This is a genomic window from Pseudoflavonifractor sp. An187, from assembly GCF_002160275.1.
In the GTDB taxonomy this organism is placed as follows: Bacteria; Bacillota; Clostridia; order Oscillospirales; family Oscillospiraceae; genus Enterenecus; species Enterenecus faecium.
Map to the genome: position 1 here is coordinate 222,658 of NZ_NFKG01000002.1, position 15,949 is coordinate 238,606.

Annotated in this window: 14 protein-coding genes; all 14 read left to right on the top strand. The window is 42.9% G+C overall.

The window, feature by feature from the left end; all coding sequences use genetic code 11:
- The first annotated feature begins 17 nt into the window (after positions 1-17).
- Positions 18-1,247 carry a nucleotidyltransferase family protein gene (locus tag B5F22_RS02635; protein WP_087390511.1) on the top strand — a complete coding sequence of 410 codons (1,230 nt, stop codon included), beginning with the start codon at positions 18-20 and terminating at the stop codon, positions 1,245-1,247.
- A gap of 603 nt (positions 1,248-1,850) precedes the next feature.
- On the top strand, positions 1,851-3,035 hold the full coding sequence (locus B5F22_RS02640; RefSeq protein ID WP_087390654.1) for an aminotransferase class I/II-fold pyridoxal phosphate-dependent enzyme: 1,185 nt from the start codon (positions 1,851-1,853) through the stop codon (positions 3,033-3,035).
- Between the two features lie 20 nt (positions 3,036-3,055).
- The gene (locus B5F22_RS02645; RefSeq protein ID WP_087390515.1) at positions 3,056-3,703 is read left to right on the top strand and encodes a sugar transferase; all 648 of its coding nucleotides are present in this window, start codon (positions 3,056-3,058) and stop codon (positions 3,701-3,703) included.
- Positions 3,700-4,308, top strand: coding sequence for an acetyltransferase (locus B5F22_RS02650; protein WP_087390518.1), 609 nt, complete (start codon positions 3,700-3,702; stop codon positions 4,306-4,308). The genes B5F22_RS02645 and B5F22_RS02650 overlap by 4 nt, the downstream gene beginning before the upstream one ends.
- A complete protein-coding gene (locus tag B5F22_RS02655; RefSeq protein ID WP_087390521.1) occupies positions 4,305-5,387 on the top strand; it encodes a glycosyltransferase family 4 protein in 1,083 nt (360 codons plus the stop codon). The genes B5F22_RS02650 and B5F22_RS02655 overlap by 4 nt, the downstream gene beginning before the upstream one ends.
- A 35-nt stretch (positions 5,388-5,422) precedes the next feature.
- Positions 5,423-6,490, top strand: a complete 1,068-nt coding sequence (locus tag B5F22_RS02660; RefSeq protein ID WP_242955041.1) for a glycosyltransferase family 1 protein — start codon at positions 5,423-5,425, stop codon at positions 6,488-6,490.
- Entirely contained in the window at positions 6,487-7,380 is an 894-nt protein-coding gene (locus tag B5F22_RS02665) for a glycosyltransferase family 2 protein (protein WP_087390527.1), read from the top strand. The genes B5F22_RS02660 and B5F22_RS02665 overlap by 4 nt, the downstream gene beginning before the upstream one ends.
- A complete protein-coding gene (locus tag B5F22_RS02670) occupies positions 7,335-8,528 on the top strand; it encodes an EpsG family protein (protein WP_087390530.1) in 1,194 nt (397 codons plus the stop codon). Before B5F22_RS02665 ends, B5F22_RS02670 begins: the two co-directional genes overlap by 46 nt.
- Before the next feature lie 2 nt (positions 8,529-8,530).
- Positions 8,531-9,640, top strand: coding sequence for a glycosyltransferase (locus B5F22_RS02675; protein ID WP_087390533.1), 1,110 nt, complete (start codon positions 8,531-8,533; stop codon positions 9,638-9,640).
- An 82-nt stretch (positions 9,641-9,722) separates the two neighbouring features.
- Positions 9,723-10,751, top strand: a complete 1,029-nt coding sequence (locus B5F22_RS02680) for a glycosyltransferase (protein ID WP_087390537.1) — start codon at positions 9,723-9,725, stop codon at positions 10,749-10,751.
- Positions 10,752-11,795 carry a polysaccharide pyruvyl transferase family protein gene (locus tag B5F22_RS02685; RefSeq protein WP_087390540.1) on the top strand — a complete coding sequence of 348 codons (1,044 nt, stop codon included), beginning with the start codon at positions 10,752-10,754 and terminating at the stop codon, positions 11,793-11,795.
- A gap of 266 nt (positions 11,796-12,061) precedes the next feature.
- Positions 12,062-13,549: a sugar translocase gene (locus B5F22_RS02690; RefSeq protein ID WP_204210498.1), complete on the top strand. Its 1,488-nt coding sequence runs from the start codon at positions 12,062-12,064 to the stop codon at positions 13,547-13,549.
- 627 nt (positions 13,550-14,176) lie between these two features.
- Positions 14,177-14,917: a CpsB/CapC family capsule biosynthesis tyrosine phosphatase gene (locus B5F22_RS02695; RefSeq protein ID WP_087390548.1), complete on the top strand. Its 741-nt coding sequence runs from the start codon at positions 14,177-14,179 to the stop codon at positions 14,915-14,917.
- 17 nt (positions 14,918-14,934) lie between these two features.
- Positions 14,935-15,939 carry an LCP family protein gene (locus B5F22_RS02700; RefSeq protein WP_087390551.1) on the top strand — a complete coding sequence of 335 codons (1,005 nt, stop codon included), beginning with the start codon at positions 14,935-14,937 and terminating at the stop codon, positions 15,937-15,939.
- The last annotated feature ends 10 nt before the right edge of the window (positions 15,940-15,949 follow it).

The window sequence follows — 15,949 nt, forward strand, 5'->3', positions numbered from 1 at the left end:
ATTGAGGGGCCGACATTATGAGAAAAAGTGCCATGGAAATAAATTGGGAAACTCGGGATTTGTTTCTTCGTATGGTAGGAGATTTTGCGGTGGATAGAAAGGGTGTTTATCCAGATTGTAGCGATGAGTTGGAGGACTTGCTTTATCTAGCGCATATCCATAGCCTTGAACCTGTTGTGTACTACATGCTTCGGGAACAACGGAAGCAGTTGATGGAGCAGAAGCCAGAATTGTTTCAGCACATGCAAAGAGCGTATCATTCTGCTGTGTATATGTCGGTGACTCAGGAGGCCAGTAGAACGGAAATCGAAGAAACCTTCGAGAAAGCGAGTATCAAGTTAGTGTTCTTTAAGGGGGCGCAGCTGCGAGAGTTGTATCCTGTGCCGGAACTGCGCACCATGGGAGATATGGACTGCCTGATTCGACGGGAAGACCGGGCCAAGGCCCACCAGTTGATGATCCAGTTGGGCTATGAGTGTCAGGTGGACGCAGAGCCAGTGTGGATGTATAATAGAAATGGCATTGTGATTGAGATGCATACGCGAGTCGCTGCGGATAGTCTGGGCAATGGAGTTGATTACCCAACGATGTTCTCAGATGCGATGATGCATGTCCACGAAGAGAACGGATACCTCTGCCTCGAATGGGAGTACCATTTTTGCTATCTCATCTACCATATTGCCAAGCACTTGAGCTCAACGGGAGCTGGTGTACGGATGATAGCTGATATTGCGGCATTTATGTATCGGCGGGCAAACCAGATGGAGTGGGAGCGGGTGAAGTCTGTGCTCCAGGAGTTTCAACTATGGAAAACGACATTGGCGGTATTCGGGTTATGTCGTCGTTGGTTTTCTGTAGAGGTTCCTGCCGATGATACAGTATCGCAACAGACCTTAGATGATTTGGAGGCGTATATCATAGCTGGAGGGACCTTCGGCTTTGAGACGCATGATGCAGGGGATATTTATCGCAAAAAGGCGCTGCGTGGCGGGATGGATACTACGGGATGGAAATACCGCATGAGATTGGCAAAAAGCTATCTATTCCCGCCAAAACGATATCTTATGCAGTATTTCTCTCCCGCGGAAAAGCACTCTTGGCTGCTGCCTGTGGCTTGGTTTTGCCGTTGCTGGACGGGGCTCGTGCGCCGAAAGGGGCATTCTGTAGCGACCATACAAGCTATGACACAAGGGGATGCGGCCCGCAGCTATCGGGAAGTGTGTATGCTTAGGGAAATTGGACTGTAAGGGGAAAGACCTATACAGGCCTAGAACAGACTGAATAAGAAATGTGAGCCAATGGTTTTGGATAGGCGAAATGGAGATTGACAGTTCATCTGGAACTGGATATAATGCGAAGGATACTTCCAAATGCGAAATATGGATATCCGACAGTTCGCTGGTACCATCCTGTCGTGAAATAAAACTAGGGTTGCTATCTGTGCCTTCGTGCACGGTGGAGGGAAAAGCTCTGCGGTATCGCCGCAGAGCTTTTTTCTTTGGTGGGCATTCGTACTGAGAATGAATAATGAAATGTATATTCGGGGGAAAATACGAAAAATTGTGCATCTTAATGAATGGTGCCTGAAAATTCTGGTGACTGCTGAGGGAATGTACAATAAATAGGGTGTGAATGGCAGGATTTTCTACGGTTAGAGGGTAAGGGGATGTATTGTAAAAAAAGTTGGAATGGGGTAGAATAAACTGTGTCTGCCCTGTGATCCTGAATGAAAGAAATGGAATTGCAGAGGCATGAATCAAACATGAGAGAGTGCCTGGTTGCATTGAGAAAAAGGAGCGTTGAAGATCGTGGAGCCGTTTGAGAAAAAAGTGTGGCTTTCTACCCCCACTATGCATGGAGAAGAACTGCGTTATGTAACGCAGGCATATGAGAGCAATTGGATGTCTACGGTGGGTGAGAATATCAATGAAGTGGAGCGCATGACCTGTGAAAAGGTGGGATGCAAATACGCAGTGGCATTGTCTGCGGGGACCGCTGCCCTGCACCTGTCCGTGAAGCTGGCAGGGGTAAAGCCTGGTAACAAGGTGTTTTGTTCTGATATGACTTTCGGTGCTACGGTCAATCCAGTGGTGTACGAGGGTGGCGAGCCGGTGTTTATTGACACTGAGCGTGATACTTGGAACATGGATCCAGTGGCATTGGAGAAGGCTTTTGAGTTGTATCCTGAGGTCAAGGTGGTGGTGCTGGTACATCTGTATGGTACACCCGCTAAAGTGGATCAGATTCGTACCATTTGTGACAAACATGGCGCGGTACTCATTGAAGATGCTGCTGAGTCGCTGGGAGCTACATACAAAGGGCATCAAACAGGTACCTTTGGTTCCTATCGAGCCATTTCCTTCAACGGGAATAAAATCATAACTGGTTCCTCCGGTGGTATGCTTCTTACCGATGATGTGCATGCCGCAAACAAGGCCCGCAAGTGGTCTACACAGAGTCGTGAGAATGCCCCGTGGTACCAGCATGAGGAGCTTGGGTATAACTACCGCATGAGCAACGTAATTGCCGGTGTAGTACGTGGACAGTACCCTCATCTGGAAGAACACATTGCTCAGAAGAAGGCCATCTACATGCGGTACAAAGAGGGGTTCAAAGATTTGCCTGTGACCATGAACCCCTACGATGAAGCCAATAGCGAGCCCAACTTCTGGTTGTCCTGTCTGCTCATCAACCAGGAGGCCATGTGCCGTCAGGTGCGAGGGGAGCAGGAGGCTCTGTATATTAGCGAGCCGGGGAAGAGCTGCCCCACTGAGATTTTGGAGAAGTTGGCCCAGTACAACGCAGAGGGACGCCCCATTTGGAAGCCCATGCATATGCAGCCCATTTACCGGATGCATGCTTTTGTCACCCGTGAAGGCAATGGTCGGGCCAATACCAACGCTTACATTGCGGGTTCTGGTGTTGACGTTGGCATGGATATTTTCCAGCGTGGCCTGTGTTTGCCCAGTGATAATAAGATGACCGAAGAGGAACAGGCCCAGGTCATTGAGATCGTGAAGAGCTGTTTTGCATAATGGAGGAGAGACGAGAGAGTATGGTGCAGACAAAGCACACACCCTATGGTTTGTATGAGCGTTTTTTTAAACGTGCTCTAGATATTTTCTGTTCTTTGATGGCACTTCTGGTGTTTTGGTGGCTATATGTGATCGTGGCCATTTTGGTTCGGTTGAAGCTGGGAAGTCCTGTGCTGTTTACCCAGGACCGACCGGGCAAGGACGAGAAGATTTTCAAGCTGTACAAGTTCCGCACCATGACGGATGCCCGGGATGAGAATGGGAATCTTCTGCCTGATGATGTGCGCCTGACCAAGTTCGGGAAGCTGCTGCGTTCCACCAGTTTGGACGAGCTGCCCGAGGTGTTCAACATCCTCAAGGGGGACATGTCCATCATCGGTCCCCGTCCTCTGCTGGTCAAGTACTTACCTCTCTATAACGAGGAACAGAAGCGCAGACATGAGGTGCGTCCCGGTCTGTCCGGGTATGCCCAGGTCAATGGGCGCAATAGCGTGTCTTGGGAAGACAAGTTCCGTATGGATGTGGAATACGTGGATCATGTGACCTTTGTGGGGGATGTGAAGATCATTCTGGGTACAGTACTCAAGGCGTTTGTCAAGCGAGAGGGTATTAACTCGGAAACGGCAGCGACCATGGAAGAGTTTAAGGGGACTGTTGAAAGTAAATGAAAGTGCTTGGGATTATTGGTGCCAGCGGACACGGTAAGGTGGTAGCTGATATTGCTAAGAAATCGGGATACGAAGAGATCGTGTTTTTTGATGACAATCCAGAGGTAGACTACTGTGGTACTTATCCTGTTGTCGGAGTAACACAGAACATTTTCGAGTGCAACTGCCATGCATTTGTCGCTATTGGAAATCCGATGGTGCGCAGCCGTCTGCTGGAACAGCTGGAGCGAGAGGAGAAGTACGTTCCGGTATTGGTCCACCCCAGTGCAGTGGTGGCGGAGGATATTCAGCTTGGAACGGGAACTGTGGTGGCGGCAGGTGCGGTGATAAATCCCGGTGCTAGGATTGGAAAAGGTTGTATTATCAATACCTGTTCTTCGGTCGACCATGATTGCATCGTTGAGGACTATGTACATGTTTCCGTGGGAGCCCATGTGGCAGGAACAGTCCAGATTGGACACCATACTTGGATAGGAGCTGGTGCCACGGTCAGCAATAACTTAAACATCTGCGCTAACTGCATGATTGGTGCTGGTGCTGTGGTGTGCAAAGATATTGTGGAACAGGGGACATACATCGGAGTCCCGGCGAGGAAGAAAGTATGAAAATATTAGTTTTGGCTAATAACGATGTGGGTTTGTATCAGTTTCGGAAGGAATTGCTGCAAGAGCTTCTGAAAGACAATTCCGTAGTTCTGTCACTGCCGTATGGTGAGATGGTGGAGCCCCTCCGGGAAGCCGGCTGTGAATTTATAGATACCCCTGTGGATCGCAGGGGAGTGAACCCAGTCAAGGACTTTGGCTTGTTCCTGCGCTATAGGAAGCTGATCAAGACAGAAAAACCAGACTTGGTAATTACCTACACCATTAAGCCCAATGTATACGGCGGTATGGCTTGCCGCTTATTAAAGGTTCCCTATGCCGTGAATATCACAGGGCTGGGTACTGCATTCCAGGGTCACGGCATGCTGCGCCGGGTAGTGACAACACTGTATCGCCTGGGCACCAGCGGGGCCAAAGTGATGTTCTTTGAGAACGTGGAGAATCAGCAGATTTTCATCGATGAGAAGTTGGTAAAGCCTGAGAAGACGTGTCTCCTGAACGGTGCTGGGGTAAACCTGGAGCACTACCAGGCGACGGACTATCCTGACGAACATGGTGGCGTTCGCTTTCTGTTTGTGGGGCGAGTCATGCAGGAAAAGGGAATCGATGAGCTGTTTTCTGCGATGCAGCGGCTGCATCAGGAGGGCTATTCCTGTACTTTGGATGTCTTGGGTGGATTTGAAGAGAACTATGCCCAGCAGATGAAGGAATACCAGGAGGCCGGATGGCTGCATTATCACGGCTATCAGAAGGATGTCCGGCCCTTCATTGCCCAGAGCCATTGCTTTGTGCTGCCCTCCTGGCATGAGGGTATGGCCAATACGAATCTGGAGTGTGCCGCCAGTGGTCGGCCTGTCATTACCAGCGACATCCACGGCTGTAAAGAGGCTGTGGTGGATGGCGTAAGCGGCCTTCTGTGCCAGCGGAAGGATGCCCAGAGCCTGTATGAGACGATGAAAAAGTTTTTGAAGTTGAGTCATGAGGAAAAGCGGAAGATGGGTCTGGCTGGGCGTATGCATATGGAAGATGTGTTCGACAAGAGGAAGGTAGTACAAAAAACATTGAGAGGTTTAGGATTATGAGCGGACCAATTCGGGTGCTACATGTGGTTACGCATATGAATCGCGGTGGTTTAGAAACCATGCTGATGAACTACTATCGAAATATCGATAGGAATCAGTTGCAATTTGATTTTCTGGCTCATCGAGAGAAAAGAGCGGCCTATGACGATGAGATTGAGTCGTTGGGTGGAAGAATCTATCGCCTGCCCCCGCTGAATCCCTTTAGCCCTCACTACAGAAATCGATTGCAGCAGTTCTTTTTTGACCATCCCGAATACAGAATTGTACACAGTCATATTGACTGTATGAGTGCCATTCCTCTTAAGGCAGCTAAAAAAGCTGGAGTTCCTGTTCGCATTGCCCATAGTCACAATAGTAATCAAGATAGAGATGCTAAGTACATTTTAAAACTTCTATATAAATATAGAATCCCCCAATATGCCACGAAACTTATGGCTTGCAGCCAAGCAGCTGGCAGGTGGATGTTTGGTGGTCGAGAATTTGAAGTGCTGAACAATGCCATTGATGCAAGCTCTTATCAGTTTGATCAAAAGATTAGAGATACACAGAGAAAAGCGCTTGGAATTGATCTGGACAGCTTTGTGGTGGGGCATGTTGGACGATTTTCTCCTCAAAAGAACCATGACTTTTTGATTGATATTTTTGCTGAGCTGGTTAAGGAGAGAGAGGCAACCTTGTTGTTGGTAGGAGATGGAGACCTACATAATCACATATATACAAAAGTTTGCCAATTAGGTATCGAAAAACGGATTATATTTACGGGAGTTCGCAATGATGTGGCGGATCTTTTGCAAGCGATGGACGTGTTTGTGTTTCCCTCTCATAACGAGGGGCTTCCCTTAACGGTGGTTGAAGCACAAGCTGCAGGGCTTCCATGTTTCATCTCAGATGGTGTTCCCATCGAGTGCAAAAAGACTAGTTTAGTTCAGCAGATACCACTCTCTGAAGGGGCTCAAGCCTGGGCGGCTGCCGTTATGCATGTTGCTGGAACACAGCGTAGAGATACCTATAAAGAAATTAAAGCCGGCGGATATGATATTATCGAAAATGCCCGAAAATTACAGTGCTTTTACGAGCGTGCCACAGTGGAGGAGACAAAATGAAGAAGCCGATACTAACCGTTTTTACGCCAGCATATAATCGAGCTCACACATTGCCCCGCACATATGCATCGTTGCAAAGACAGGACTGCAAAGATTTTATTTGGTTAATTGTGGATGATGGGTCCTCGGACAATACTGCAGCACTGGTAAAAGAGTGGCAAAAAGTGGACAATGGGTTTGAAATCCGCTATGTGTACAAAGAAAATGGTGGCATGCATACTGCACATAATACCGCTTATGAAAATATTGATACTGAATTAAATACTTGTATTGACTCGGATGATGAGTTGGCAGATGGCGCAGTGAGAAAAATTCTGAAAAAATGGAATGAGGTCAAAAGCCAGGGATACGCAGGTATTGTGGGTCTGGATGCAGATATGAACACTGGTAAAATTATTGGCACAGATTTCGGTGTGGGGAAGGCCGACACAACTCTGACGGGATTTTATGCTGCCGGAGGGCTGGGAGATAAAAAATTGGTTTATCGTACGGATGTAATCATGCAATATCCACCTTATCCTGTGTTTGAGGGAGAAAAATATGTAGCATTGGCCTATAAATATCGCTTGATTGACCAAGAATATAAATTGGCAGTTCTGAACGAAGTGCTATGTAATGTCGAATATCAGCAGGACGGTTCCTCCATGAATATGTATCGTCAATATATACGAAACCCACGTGGTTTTGCGTTTTGGAGAAAAGTATGCATGCAGAATCCTGAAGGCAAGAAGCGCATGCTCATGGACTGTGTTCATTATTGTTCTAGCTGCCAGATTGGACATATCAAGCACTTTATTAGAGAGAGCCCTAGACCTGTATTGACGTGTGTGTGTGTCCCTCTTGGATGGGCACTAACACTGTTTATAAGAAGAAAGGCAAAGGTGCAATAAAGGAAGGTGGAGTTGTGGTTACTTGGTGGGTTATTATCGCATTAACCCTATTACTTGGTATATGCATAGATACAAGAGGAATATATTATAGATTAAATGGGGTTGTTATGCAAAAAGGTTCTAAAGCACCATATTGGTTTGCGGTTGGAATCATGATATTCTTTGCGGGACTTAGGTCTACATCGGGCGCTGGAATGATGTCGATTGGAGATACGCGAGTTTATGACCGCTTATTCAATACAATCGTTCAAAGCAACATCACTTCTTTTATTGAATCATCAAATTTTGAAGGAGATTGGGGATTTTATGCTCTAATGTCTTTCTTCCGTGGTGTGTTCTGTGCAAACAATCAGGCTCTATTCTTCATATGCTCGTTGATCACAATGGGGTGTCTATTCTATCGATACTATAAACTTGATTTAACGGATAAAGAGACATTGTTCTTTTTGTTTATCACATGTGGAATGTATATATCTACAATGAATGGGGTAAGACAATGGCTTGCTAGTAGTATACTGTTCTTAGCATTTCCATTGATCAAAAAGAAAAGATGGGTGCCTTATTTTATTATCGTCTTATTGGTATCTACCATTCATAGTAGTTCACTTATATTTTTAGTGCTGTATTTTGTGATAAACAATAAAGCGTGGGGTGCGGCGATGAAAGGGATGATTCTTTGCACCCTTATTCTAATTGTATCTTATCCGATAACTGGAAGATATATCTCTATATTACTTGCAGAGTCTGATAATTTTTCTCAATATAGTGATCAGGTAGTGTCGTCTGGTTATGGTGCAAATGTTATACGAATTCTAGTATATATACTTCCTGTTTTACTTGCATTTAGATTTCGTAATAAGATGAAAAGTGAACCTTACTATGACATTATTATAAATTGTGCTGTCTTAGATATGCTGTTCATGATGCTTGCAGTGACCAACTGGATTTATGCTAGGCTTTGCATTTATTTTGAACCATTTATGCTAATCGTGTACGTATGGGTTCTGAAATATTGCTTTGCAAGCAACTCGAAAAAAATGGCTAGGATTCTGTATTATACGGTATTTTTAGCGTATTTTTGGTATCAAATGTATGTAGGATACGGTGGGCAAATTTACACAAGCCAGGTGTTAGGAATTGGTTGGTGATTATGAAAAAAGTCTTATTTCTTATTACGAATCTTGCTCATGGAGGTGCAGAGCGAGTCCTTGTTAATCTTGCCAATAATCTTGACAAAGAGAAGTTTGACGTAACGGTGCAGACGATTTTTGATGAAGGTATTAATCGGCAGTATCTTTCCCCAAGCATTCACTACAAAACTGTATTTAGGAAAAGTTTCCACGGAATTAAATATATTACAGCTGCTTTGCCCTCTGCCATACTGCATAAATTGTTTATTAAAGGTTCATATGATTACGAGATAGCATATTTGGAGGGACCGCCAGCAAAAATTATCAGTGGCTGCAAAAATAGAAATACAAAATTGTTGTCTTGGATTCATATTGAACTCTTGACCAACAAGGCATTTTCAGAAGGATTTAAGAGTGCTTCGGAGGCTAAGAAAAACTATCGCAAGTTTCATAAGATCATCTGTGTCTCAAATACAGTAAAGAAATGCTTTGAAAGCATATCTGGTATTTCGAAGAATGTAGAGGTCTTGTACAATACCAATGAAACGGAAAAAATCAGGAAGCTGAGTAAGGGACAAGTGGAAGACATGACGTTTGGTGGTACATTGACAATCTGTTCTGTTGCAAAGATTGAAGATTCCAAAGGATATGATCGTCTTTTAGAGGCTCACAAAAGATTGATTGATGATGGATACTTGCATAGGATTATTCTCATTGGAATTGGAGCGCAGATGGATAAGTTGAGGGAAAAGGCCAAGGCATATGGAGTGTCTGAAAGCTTTGTTTTGATTGGTTTCCGAGACAATCCATACAAATACGTTGCAAATTCTGACTTATATGTATGCTCTTCTCGACGAGAAGGATTTTCCACGGCTGTCACCGAAGCACTTATCGTGGGAACTCCTGTTGTAAGTACGGATTGCTCTGGAGCTAGAGAGTTACTAGGAGAGCATGATGAATTCGGAATCGTGGTCGAAAACAGTACAGAAGGAATCTATCAGGGAATGAAACGGATGCTGGGGGAGCCAGGGCTAATGGTCTACTACAGAAAACAGGCTCAAATTCGTGGAACGTACTTTAGTCGAGAGAAGACAGTGGCTGCTGTGGAGAATATGCTGGAGAATTTATGATTTGCTATAAGATCAGTGTGAATAATACGCGTATGCTTGGATACACCAACAGAGAAAGAGTGTTATTATAGGGATACTGGCTATGAATATAAACAAGAAGAACTTAATATCGCTCATTGTAGCAGTCTACAATGTAGGAGAATATTTGCCTCGATGCATTGAAAGTATTTTACAACAGACATACTCTAATTTAGAAATTTTACTAGTAAATGATGGATCTACCGATAATTCTAAACAAATCTGCAACAAATATGCGAGAATAGATAGCCGTATCGAAGTGATAAATAAAGAAAATGGTGGACTGACTAGTGCTCGTAAGGTGGGATTTGGAAAGGCACGTGGGGATTATATTGCTTTTTTGGATGGCGATGACTATCTAGAAAACACGTATGTTGAAAGCCTTTTCACATCTTTGATAGAAAACCAAAGTGATATTGCAATTTGCGGCTATTATTTAGATTATAAAGGGGAACGGCTGTCGAAACAGATTAAGCATTTGAAAACGTGCTTGAAAAGTGAAGAATATGCAAAAGAACTCATCCAGCCTAGCATTTATCCTTTGAGCGGAGATGAAACAAGAATACCAAATTTTGTGTGGTTAAGGTTATTTACTCGAAAGGTCATTTCCGATAGGTGCTTTGTCTCGGAACGTGAAGTGTACACAGAGGATTTATTTTTTAATTCTGAAGCGTATTTGCAGTGCAATAAAGTTTCTTTTGTAGATGCTCCGCTCTATCATTATTGTATGAACGCATCGTCCCTGACACATAGACATCGAGAAAATAAGTATCAGATGGAAAAAAACCGTATTCGTAGGATGGAGCAGATTTTGAAGCAGTATGGAATAAGTGATGAAAGAAGATTGTATCTTGCTAATCTCAGACTTATTTGGGAGTGTATAAATAATGCAGCTATGTGCAACTCGTACACGGACTTTAAAAGCGAAGTTAAGTTGGTGTATCAGGATTATGACTTGAGAAGACTTCCTCTAAGTGAAGTGTTAGAAGATGCAACTTTTGGAGAAAAGATTTGCTATCATTTCTTTAAATATAGGATGTATTTTGCTTCATATTTATTTAAAAAACTCATGAAAATAAGGAGTGTGAAATAAATGATTCTAAGACTGAAGTTGTTGGCCACATACTTATTCTCCAAAAGGGGAGATATTCCACAATTAGAGAATCCTAATAGAAAAATTGTAATTGCACTAGCTGCAAACTATGGGAACCTTGGGGATGTTGCAATAACATATGCGCAGAAAGAATTTTTAAAAAAAAACTTTCCAGAATATGAAGTGGTAGAGTTTGAAATTACCAATACATTTCGTGGTATGAAATCTTTGAAACAATATATTCGTGATGAAGATATTATCACAGTTGTTGGTGGAGGAAATTTTGGTGATCTGTATGATGATATTGAGTTTTCACGTCAATTTATTATTCACAACTTTCCTAAAAATAGAATCATAACATTCCCGCAGACGATCTCATTTTCTAAAACCTTACTAGGGAGATTGCGCCTTTTATGGGCTAGGTTTATATACAATAGACATAAAAATTTAACAATCTTTGTGAGGGAGGAATTTTCTTACAAGGAATATTGCTCTGTTTTCAAGAATTTGAAGAAGGCACCAGACATTGTTATGAGTATGGATTATGCAGAGCCTTCTGGGTTAGAGCGACAGGGGATCACTGTGTGTTTCCGAAACGATAAAGAAAATGGTGTAGACATGCACATGAAGGAGAAGCTGGTTTCTGAAATCAAAAGGGACTACAAAGTGCAGATAAGAGATACACATGTTGGTAATCAGAATGATTTGCAAAAATTGTATGCTGAACTTCATTGTTTGATTAAGGTATTTCAGAGTTCTCAGGTAGTGATTACGGATCGACTGCACGGAATGATCCTAAGCTATATAACCCACACCCCGTGTGTAGTTTTTGGAGGGGGAAATAAGAAAATTTCTGGCTGTTATAAATGGATTTCTAAGACAAATTATGTTCATTTAATTGAAGCAGACATAAGCCAAGAAAATTTAAACGAAATATTGCGATGTGTCAGAGAATTGTCTAGCATGAAGTGTGATGACAAAGAATATATCAGCTTATCTGATAAGTTTGATGTAATTCATCAGGTGATTTTGGAAGACAAATAGATTGCACTCAATAGAAGTTATTTAAAAACGTGAGATCAAGTTTTACAACATAATAGCGCAAAAGTAGATTATTATGCCGCTATCCAAGCAATTGATTTGGTGAGCAAAATATTTGGAAAATTGCATGCTTATGGATATGGCGTTTATCTGGACAAGACAGACTAGAAGTCAGTATCAATTGGATTGCCAATCCATAATTGAAACAGGTGGGGAGATATGGCGTGAACAGAAAAAGTAGAATAGAAAATTCTGTCAGGAACTCTGTTTTGGGAATGATTGTCCAAGGTGCCAATGTTTTGCTGGGTTTATTGGTTAGAACTTTTTTTATTTATTTCCTCAGCCAGGTGTATCTAGGGGTAAATGGACTTTTTACCAATATACTCACAATGCTTTCTCTAGCTGAAATGGGAATAGGCTCTGCAATTATTTATGATATGTATAAGCCCATTGCGGAGGGCGATGAAATTCAGATTGCCAAGTTGATGAATTTTTATCGACAAGCATATTTTATAATTGGGTGTGTAGTGGGAACATGTGGGCTTTTAATTACTCCTTTTTTGGGTGTTATCATAAAGGGACAGCCAGATATTCCAAATATTACTGAAATTTATTTGTTGTATTTAGCTAATACAGTGTTCTCGTATTTTTTTGCATATAAACGGTCGATATTTAGTGCAGATCAGAGGGAACGAGTGCTACATATTTTTCGGCTTATTTTTTATATTGTAAGATCGGTATTACAAATCATTATTTTGATGCTTACAAAAAACTTTATTGCGTATTTAGGAGTTCAAATTTTGTGCACAGTGCTTGAAAATGTTGCAGTGTCCATTTATGCAGATCGAGAATACCCGTTTCTGAAAAAATATCAGAGTAGTAAACTAGATAAAAAACAAACAAAAAGTATTGTTGAAAATGTTAAAGCCCTGTTCATCTATAAGGTGGGAAGTACAGCTCTTGATGGAACAGATAATATTATTATCTCTGCTTTTGATGGTGTAATTAGTGTAGGGTTATTGTCCAACTATTCACTAGTTACAGGTTCTGTTCAGCTCCTCTTGTCTCAGATAACCACATCATTGACTAGTAGTGTAGGAAATTATGTGGCACAGGAATCAAATGATAAACACGAAATGTTGCTAAAAAGACTAACATTTTTGAACTTTATTATTTACGGAGGGGCATTTGTAATACTGACTTCTTGCCTAACGCCTTTTGTGCAGGTTTGGGCGGGGACAAGTTATACGCTTGGGTTTTCTGTAGTTTTTGTTTTTTGTTTAAATATGTATATTTATGGGATGATGAATTCTATTTGGACATTTCGCACCACAATGGGGTTATTTGTGTATGGAAGGTGGCGTCCCCTTGTTTCTGCTGCAATAAACGTTGTGGTCTCAATACTTCTAGCGCAAAAGATGGGTTTACTTGGAGTATTACTAGGAACAACCATTACTAGAGTAACAACGAATGTCTGGTTTGATCCATATGTGGTTTACAGATATGGCCTAAAAAAATCGGCAAGCAGATATTATATTCAATGGTTAGGATATCTTATTCTATGTTGCATATTGGTTTTTGCGTTGAATGGCATGATCTGCGCATTACCGCTGTATGGCATGATTAGGTTAGTAGTCAGTGCGTTGTTTTCGTCAATGGTTTTTGGAGTAGCAGTAGTTGTTTTGTTTTGGAGAAATGAACATCTAAGATATTTCATCGATATTATAAAAAATATGGTTTTTTATAGAGTTAAATGAGTATTCCATATTATGTTATTTGCAAGACGTGTTTGCGGTAGAGCACATTGATTTGTAGTTTGATATGGGATGGAGTATATAAATGTAGAATTGTTGGGTAGGTGAAATTGAAGTTAATACCGCGTAGACGATGAAAGCACTTGTGCTTGGATGGGATATTGTAAGTAATTGTAAGAGGTGCCTTGTTCTGTGTAAAGTTTTTTTATGATTGAAGCAGTTCGTGATATATGTTAGACGTAGATTTATATTACCCTATTACCTAATGCTTTTGTGAGAATGAGAATTAGATGCTTAGTGCGAAAGTTCCGTACAAAAATTCACTTTTAAGTGTATTTCAGTGTTACTTAATTTGTCATATTGGTCTTCAATCGGTGTGAAACATATTGGAATGCATTGCATATTTAGCTAGTGAAGTTCGTTTTGTGACTGCACTTGAGGTTTTGTCTACATAGAGAATGTGGAAGAAAAAGGAAAAACTGCGATGTTTGTACAAAATAGGTGGTAGAAATTAGAAGGAATAGGTATATTTTTTGAATTGAAACTAGCCACGAACTATGATACACTTTTAGTTCGTGGAGGTTGCATCAAAATATGTAAAAGAGCAGGATTTGCGCAGGTGATGAGTCTATGGAGAACATGAAAAATGAAATTGTCATAGACCTGCATACCCATATTTTACCCCAAATGGATGATGGAAGCCAAAGTGCGGCCATGTCAGTGCAGATGCTGAAACGGTTGCAGGATCAGGGGATAAAATGGGTATGTGCCACCTCTCACTATTATGCTCATCAGGAGTGCATGGAGCAATTTCTCCAGCGCAGGCGCCAAGCGGTATTTGCGCTGGGCGATGCACTGGAAGAAGCGGGGGTGGAGGAGTATCCCTCTATCCGCTTAGGGGCTGAGGTAGCCTATTTTCCAGGCATTTCTCAGTGTCCGGAGTTGGAACAGCTGTGCTTGGGCGGTACTCGTACGCTGCTGTTGGAACTCTCATATACTCAATGGACCCCGCAGCAAGTGGAGGAAGTGGCCAGCCTCAGTTTGGATCGAGGCTATCAGGTGATTCTGGCCCATCCAGAGCGTTTTTCTCATATGCGCAGTTACTGGAATGATATGGAGCGACTGATGTCTTTGCCCCTTGCACTCCAAATCAATGCAGATTCCCTGATCCACTGGAGCAGCCGTAAATTGGCGCTGAGTTTGCTGAGTCACGCGCAGAGCCCTCTCGTGGCCAGTGACTGCCATAACTTGACTTCGCGCCCGCCTAGATTGGAGAAAGCCCGCCTTGTAGTAAGAAAAAAGCTTGGAGCAGACATTCTGACTCGTATAGACGAAACGGCGCTTCGTTTCACACAACCAACTGGAGGATAAAGCTAGGAGGCTGAGATATGAAGACACGCCAAAGAATTTCGCGGAAAGATAAATTACGAGCTGGCATTGTTGTAGTGGTTTTGTTTGCTGTAATCGGTTTGGGAATATTGGCATTACAGAGGTGGCAAGAGTATCAGCAGATGCAAACAATACCGGCAGGTGAGAGCAACCGTAAGGTTCTGGAGTATCAGGGAACTACTTATGTAGCACGAGAGGGAATTGAATCGTACCTGTTCATGGGCATTGACGTGGAGGGGCCAGCCAAGGGCAGCAAAAGCTACATTGGCGGCGGACAGGCAGATGTACAGTTGCTGCTTGTGGTTGACCGCTTCAACCGCACATGGCAGGTGCTGCAAATCAACCGAGATAGCATGGTCGAGGTACCTGTCCTAGGCGTGAACGGGAAAGAGGTGGGTACAGAATACCAGCAAATTGCCTTGGCTCACTCCTACGGAGATGGTTTGGAGACAAGTTGCGAGAACAATGTGACCGCAGTGTCTAGAATGCTTCAAAACCAGACCATTCAAGGATATGTGGCATTGAATATGGATGCCATTTCGATTATCAATGATCAGGTGGGTGGGGTAGAAGTCACGGTATTAGATGACTGTTCCCAGTTGGACCCATCCCTCGTAGAGGGGCAGACCGTGACCTTAACTGGAACCCAGGCTTTAACATATATACGAGGACGTCAAGGTGTAGGAGACGAGACCAATCTATCTCGTATGGCTCGGCAGGAACAATACCTAAACGCATTGTATTCGAAGTTGGCAGGGCTCAGTACAGATATTGCCGTAAAAACGTTCCAGGCAGTGGACGATTATATGGTCACAGATATGAATGACCAATGGTTGAAATTGATGGACCGCTTAGAAGAATATGAAAAATTAGAACCACTTGCCATTGACGGAGAGAGTTATTTGGATGAGCAAGGCTCTACGGCATATCAGCTCGATGAGGACAGTCTAAAACAGGTGATGATACAGCTGTTTTATGAACCGATGTCCAAAGTAGACGAATAGAAAAGGAGTG

Excerpts from the sequence above, each read along its gene's own strand:
- B5F22_RS02635 (WP_087390511.1), top strand. The coding sequence starts at position 18 with ATGAGAAAAAGTGCCATGGAAATAAATTGGGAAACTCGGGATTTGTTT.
- B5F22_RS02640 (WP_087390654.1), top strand. The coding sequence starts at position 1,851 with ATGCATGGAGAAGAACTGCGTTATGTAACGCAGGCATATGAGAGCAAT.
- B5F22_RS02645 (WP_087390515.1), top strand. The coding sequence starts at position 3,056 with ATGGTGCAGACAAAGCACACACCCTATGGTTTGTATGAGCGTTTTTTT.
- B5F22_RS02650 (WP_087390518.1), top strand. The coding sequence starts at position 3,700 with ATGAAAGTGCTTGGGATTATTGGTGCCAGCGGACACGGTAAGGTGGTA.
- B5F22_RS02655 (WP_087390521.1), top strand. The coding sequence starts at position 4,305 with ATGAAAATATTAGTTTTGGCTAATAACGATGTGGGTTTGTATCAGTTT.
- B5F22_RS02660 (WP_242955041.1), top strand. The coding sequence starts at position 5,423 with ATGAATCGCGGTGGTTTAGAAACCATGCTGATGAACTACTATCGAAAT.
- B5F22_RS02665 (WP_087390527.1), top strand. The coding sequence starts at position 6,487 with ATGAAGAAGCCGATACTAACCGTTTTTACGCCAGCATATAATCGAGCT.
- B5F22_RS02670 (WP_087390530.1), top strand. The coding sequence starts at position 7,335 with ATGGGCACTAACACTGTTTATAAGAAGAAAGGCAAAGGTGCAATAAAG.
- B5F22_RS02675 (WP_087390533.1), top strand. The coding sequence starts at position 8,531 with ATGAAAAAAGTCTTATTTCTTATTACGAATCTTGCTCATGGAGGTGCA.
- B5F22_RS02680 (WP_087390537.1), top strand. The coding sequence starts at position 9,723 with ATGAATATAAACAAGAAGAACTTAATATCGCTCATTGTAGCAGTCTAC.
- B5F22_RS02685 (WP_087390540.1), top strand. The coding sequence starts at position 10,752 with ATGATTCTAAGACTGAAGTTGTTGGCCACATACTTATTCTCCAAAAGG.
- B5F22_RS02695 (WP_087390548.1), top strand. The coding sequence starts at position 14,177 with ATGGAGAACATGAAAAATGAAATTGTCATAGACCTGCATACCCATATT.
- B5F22_RS02700 (WP_087390551.1), top strand. The coding sequence starts at position 14,935 with ATGAAGACACGCCAAAGAATTTCGCGGAAAGATAAATTACGAGCTGGC.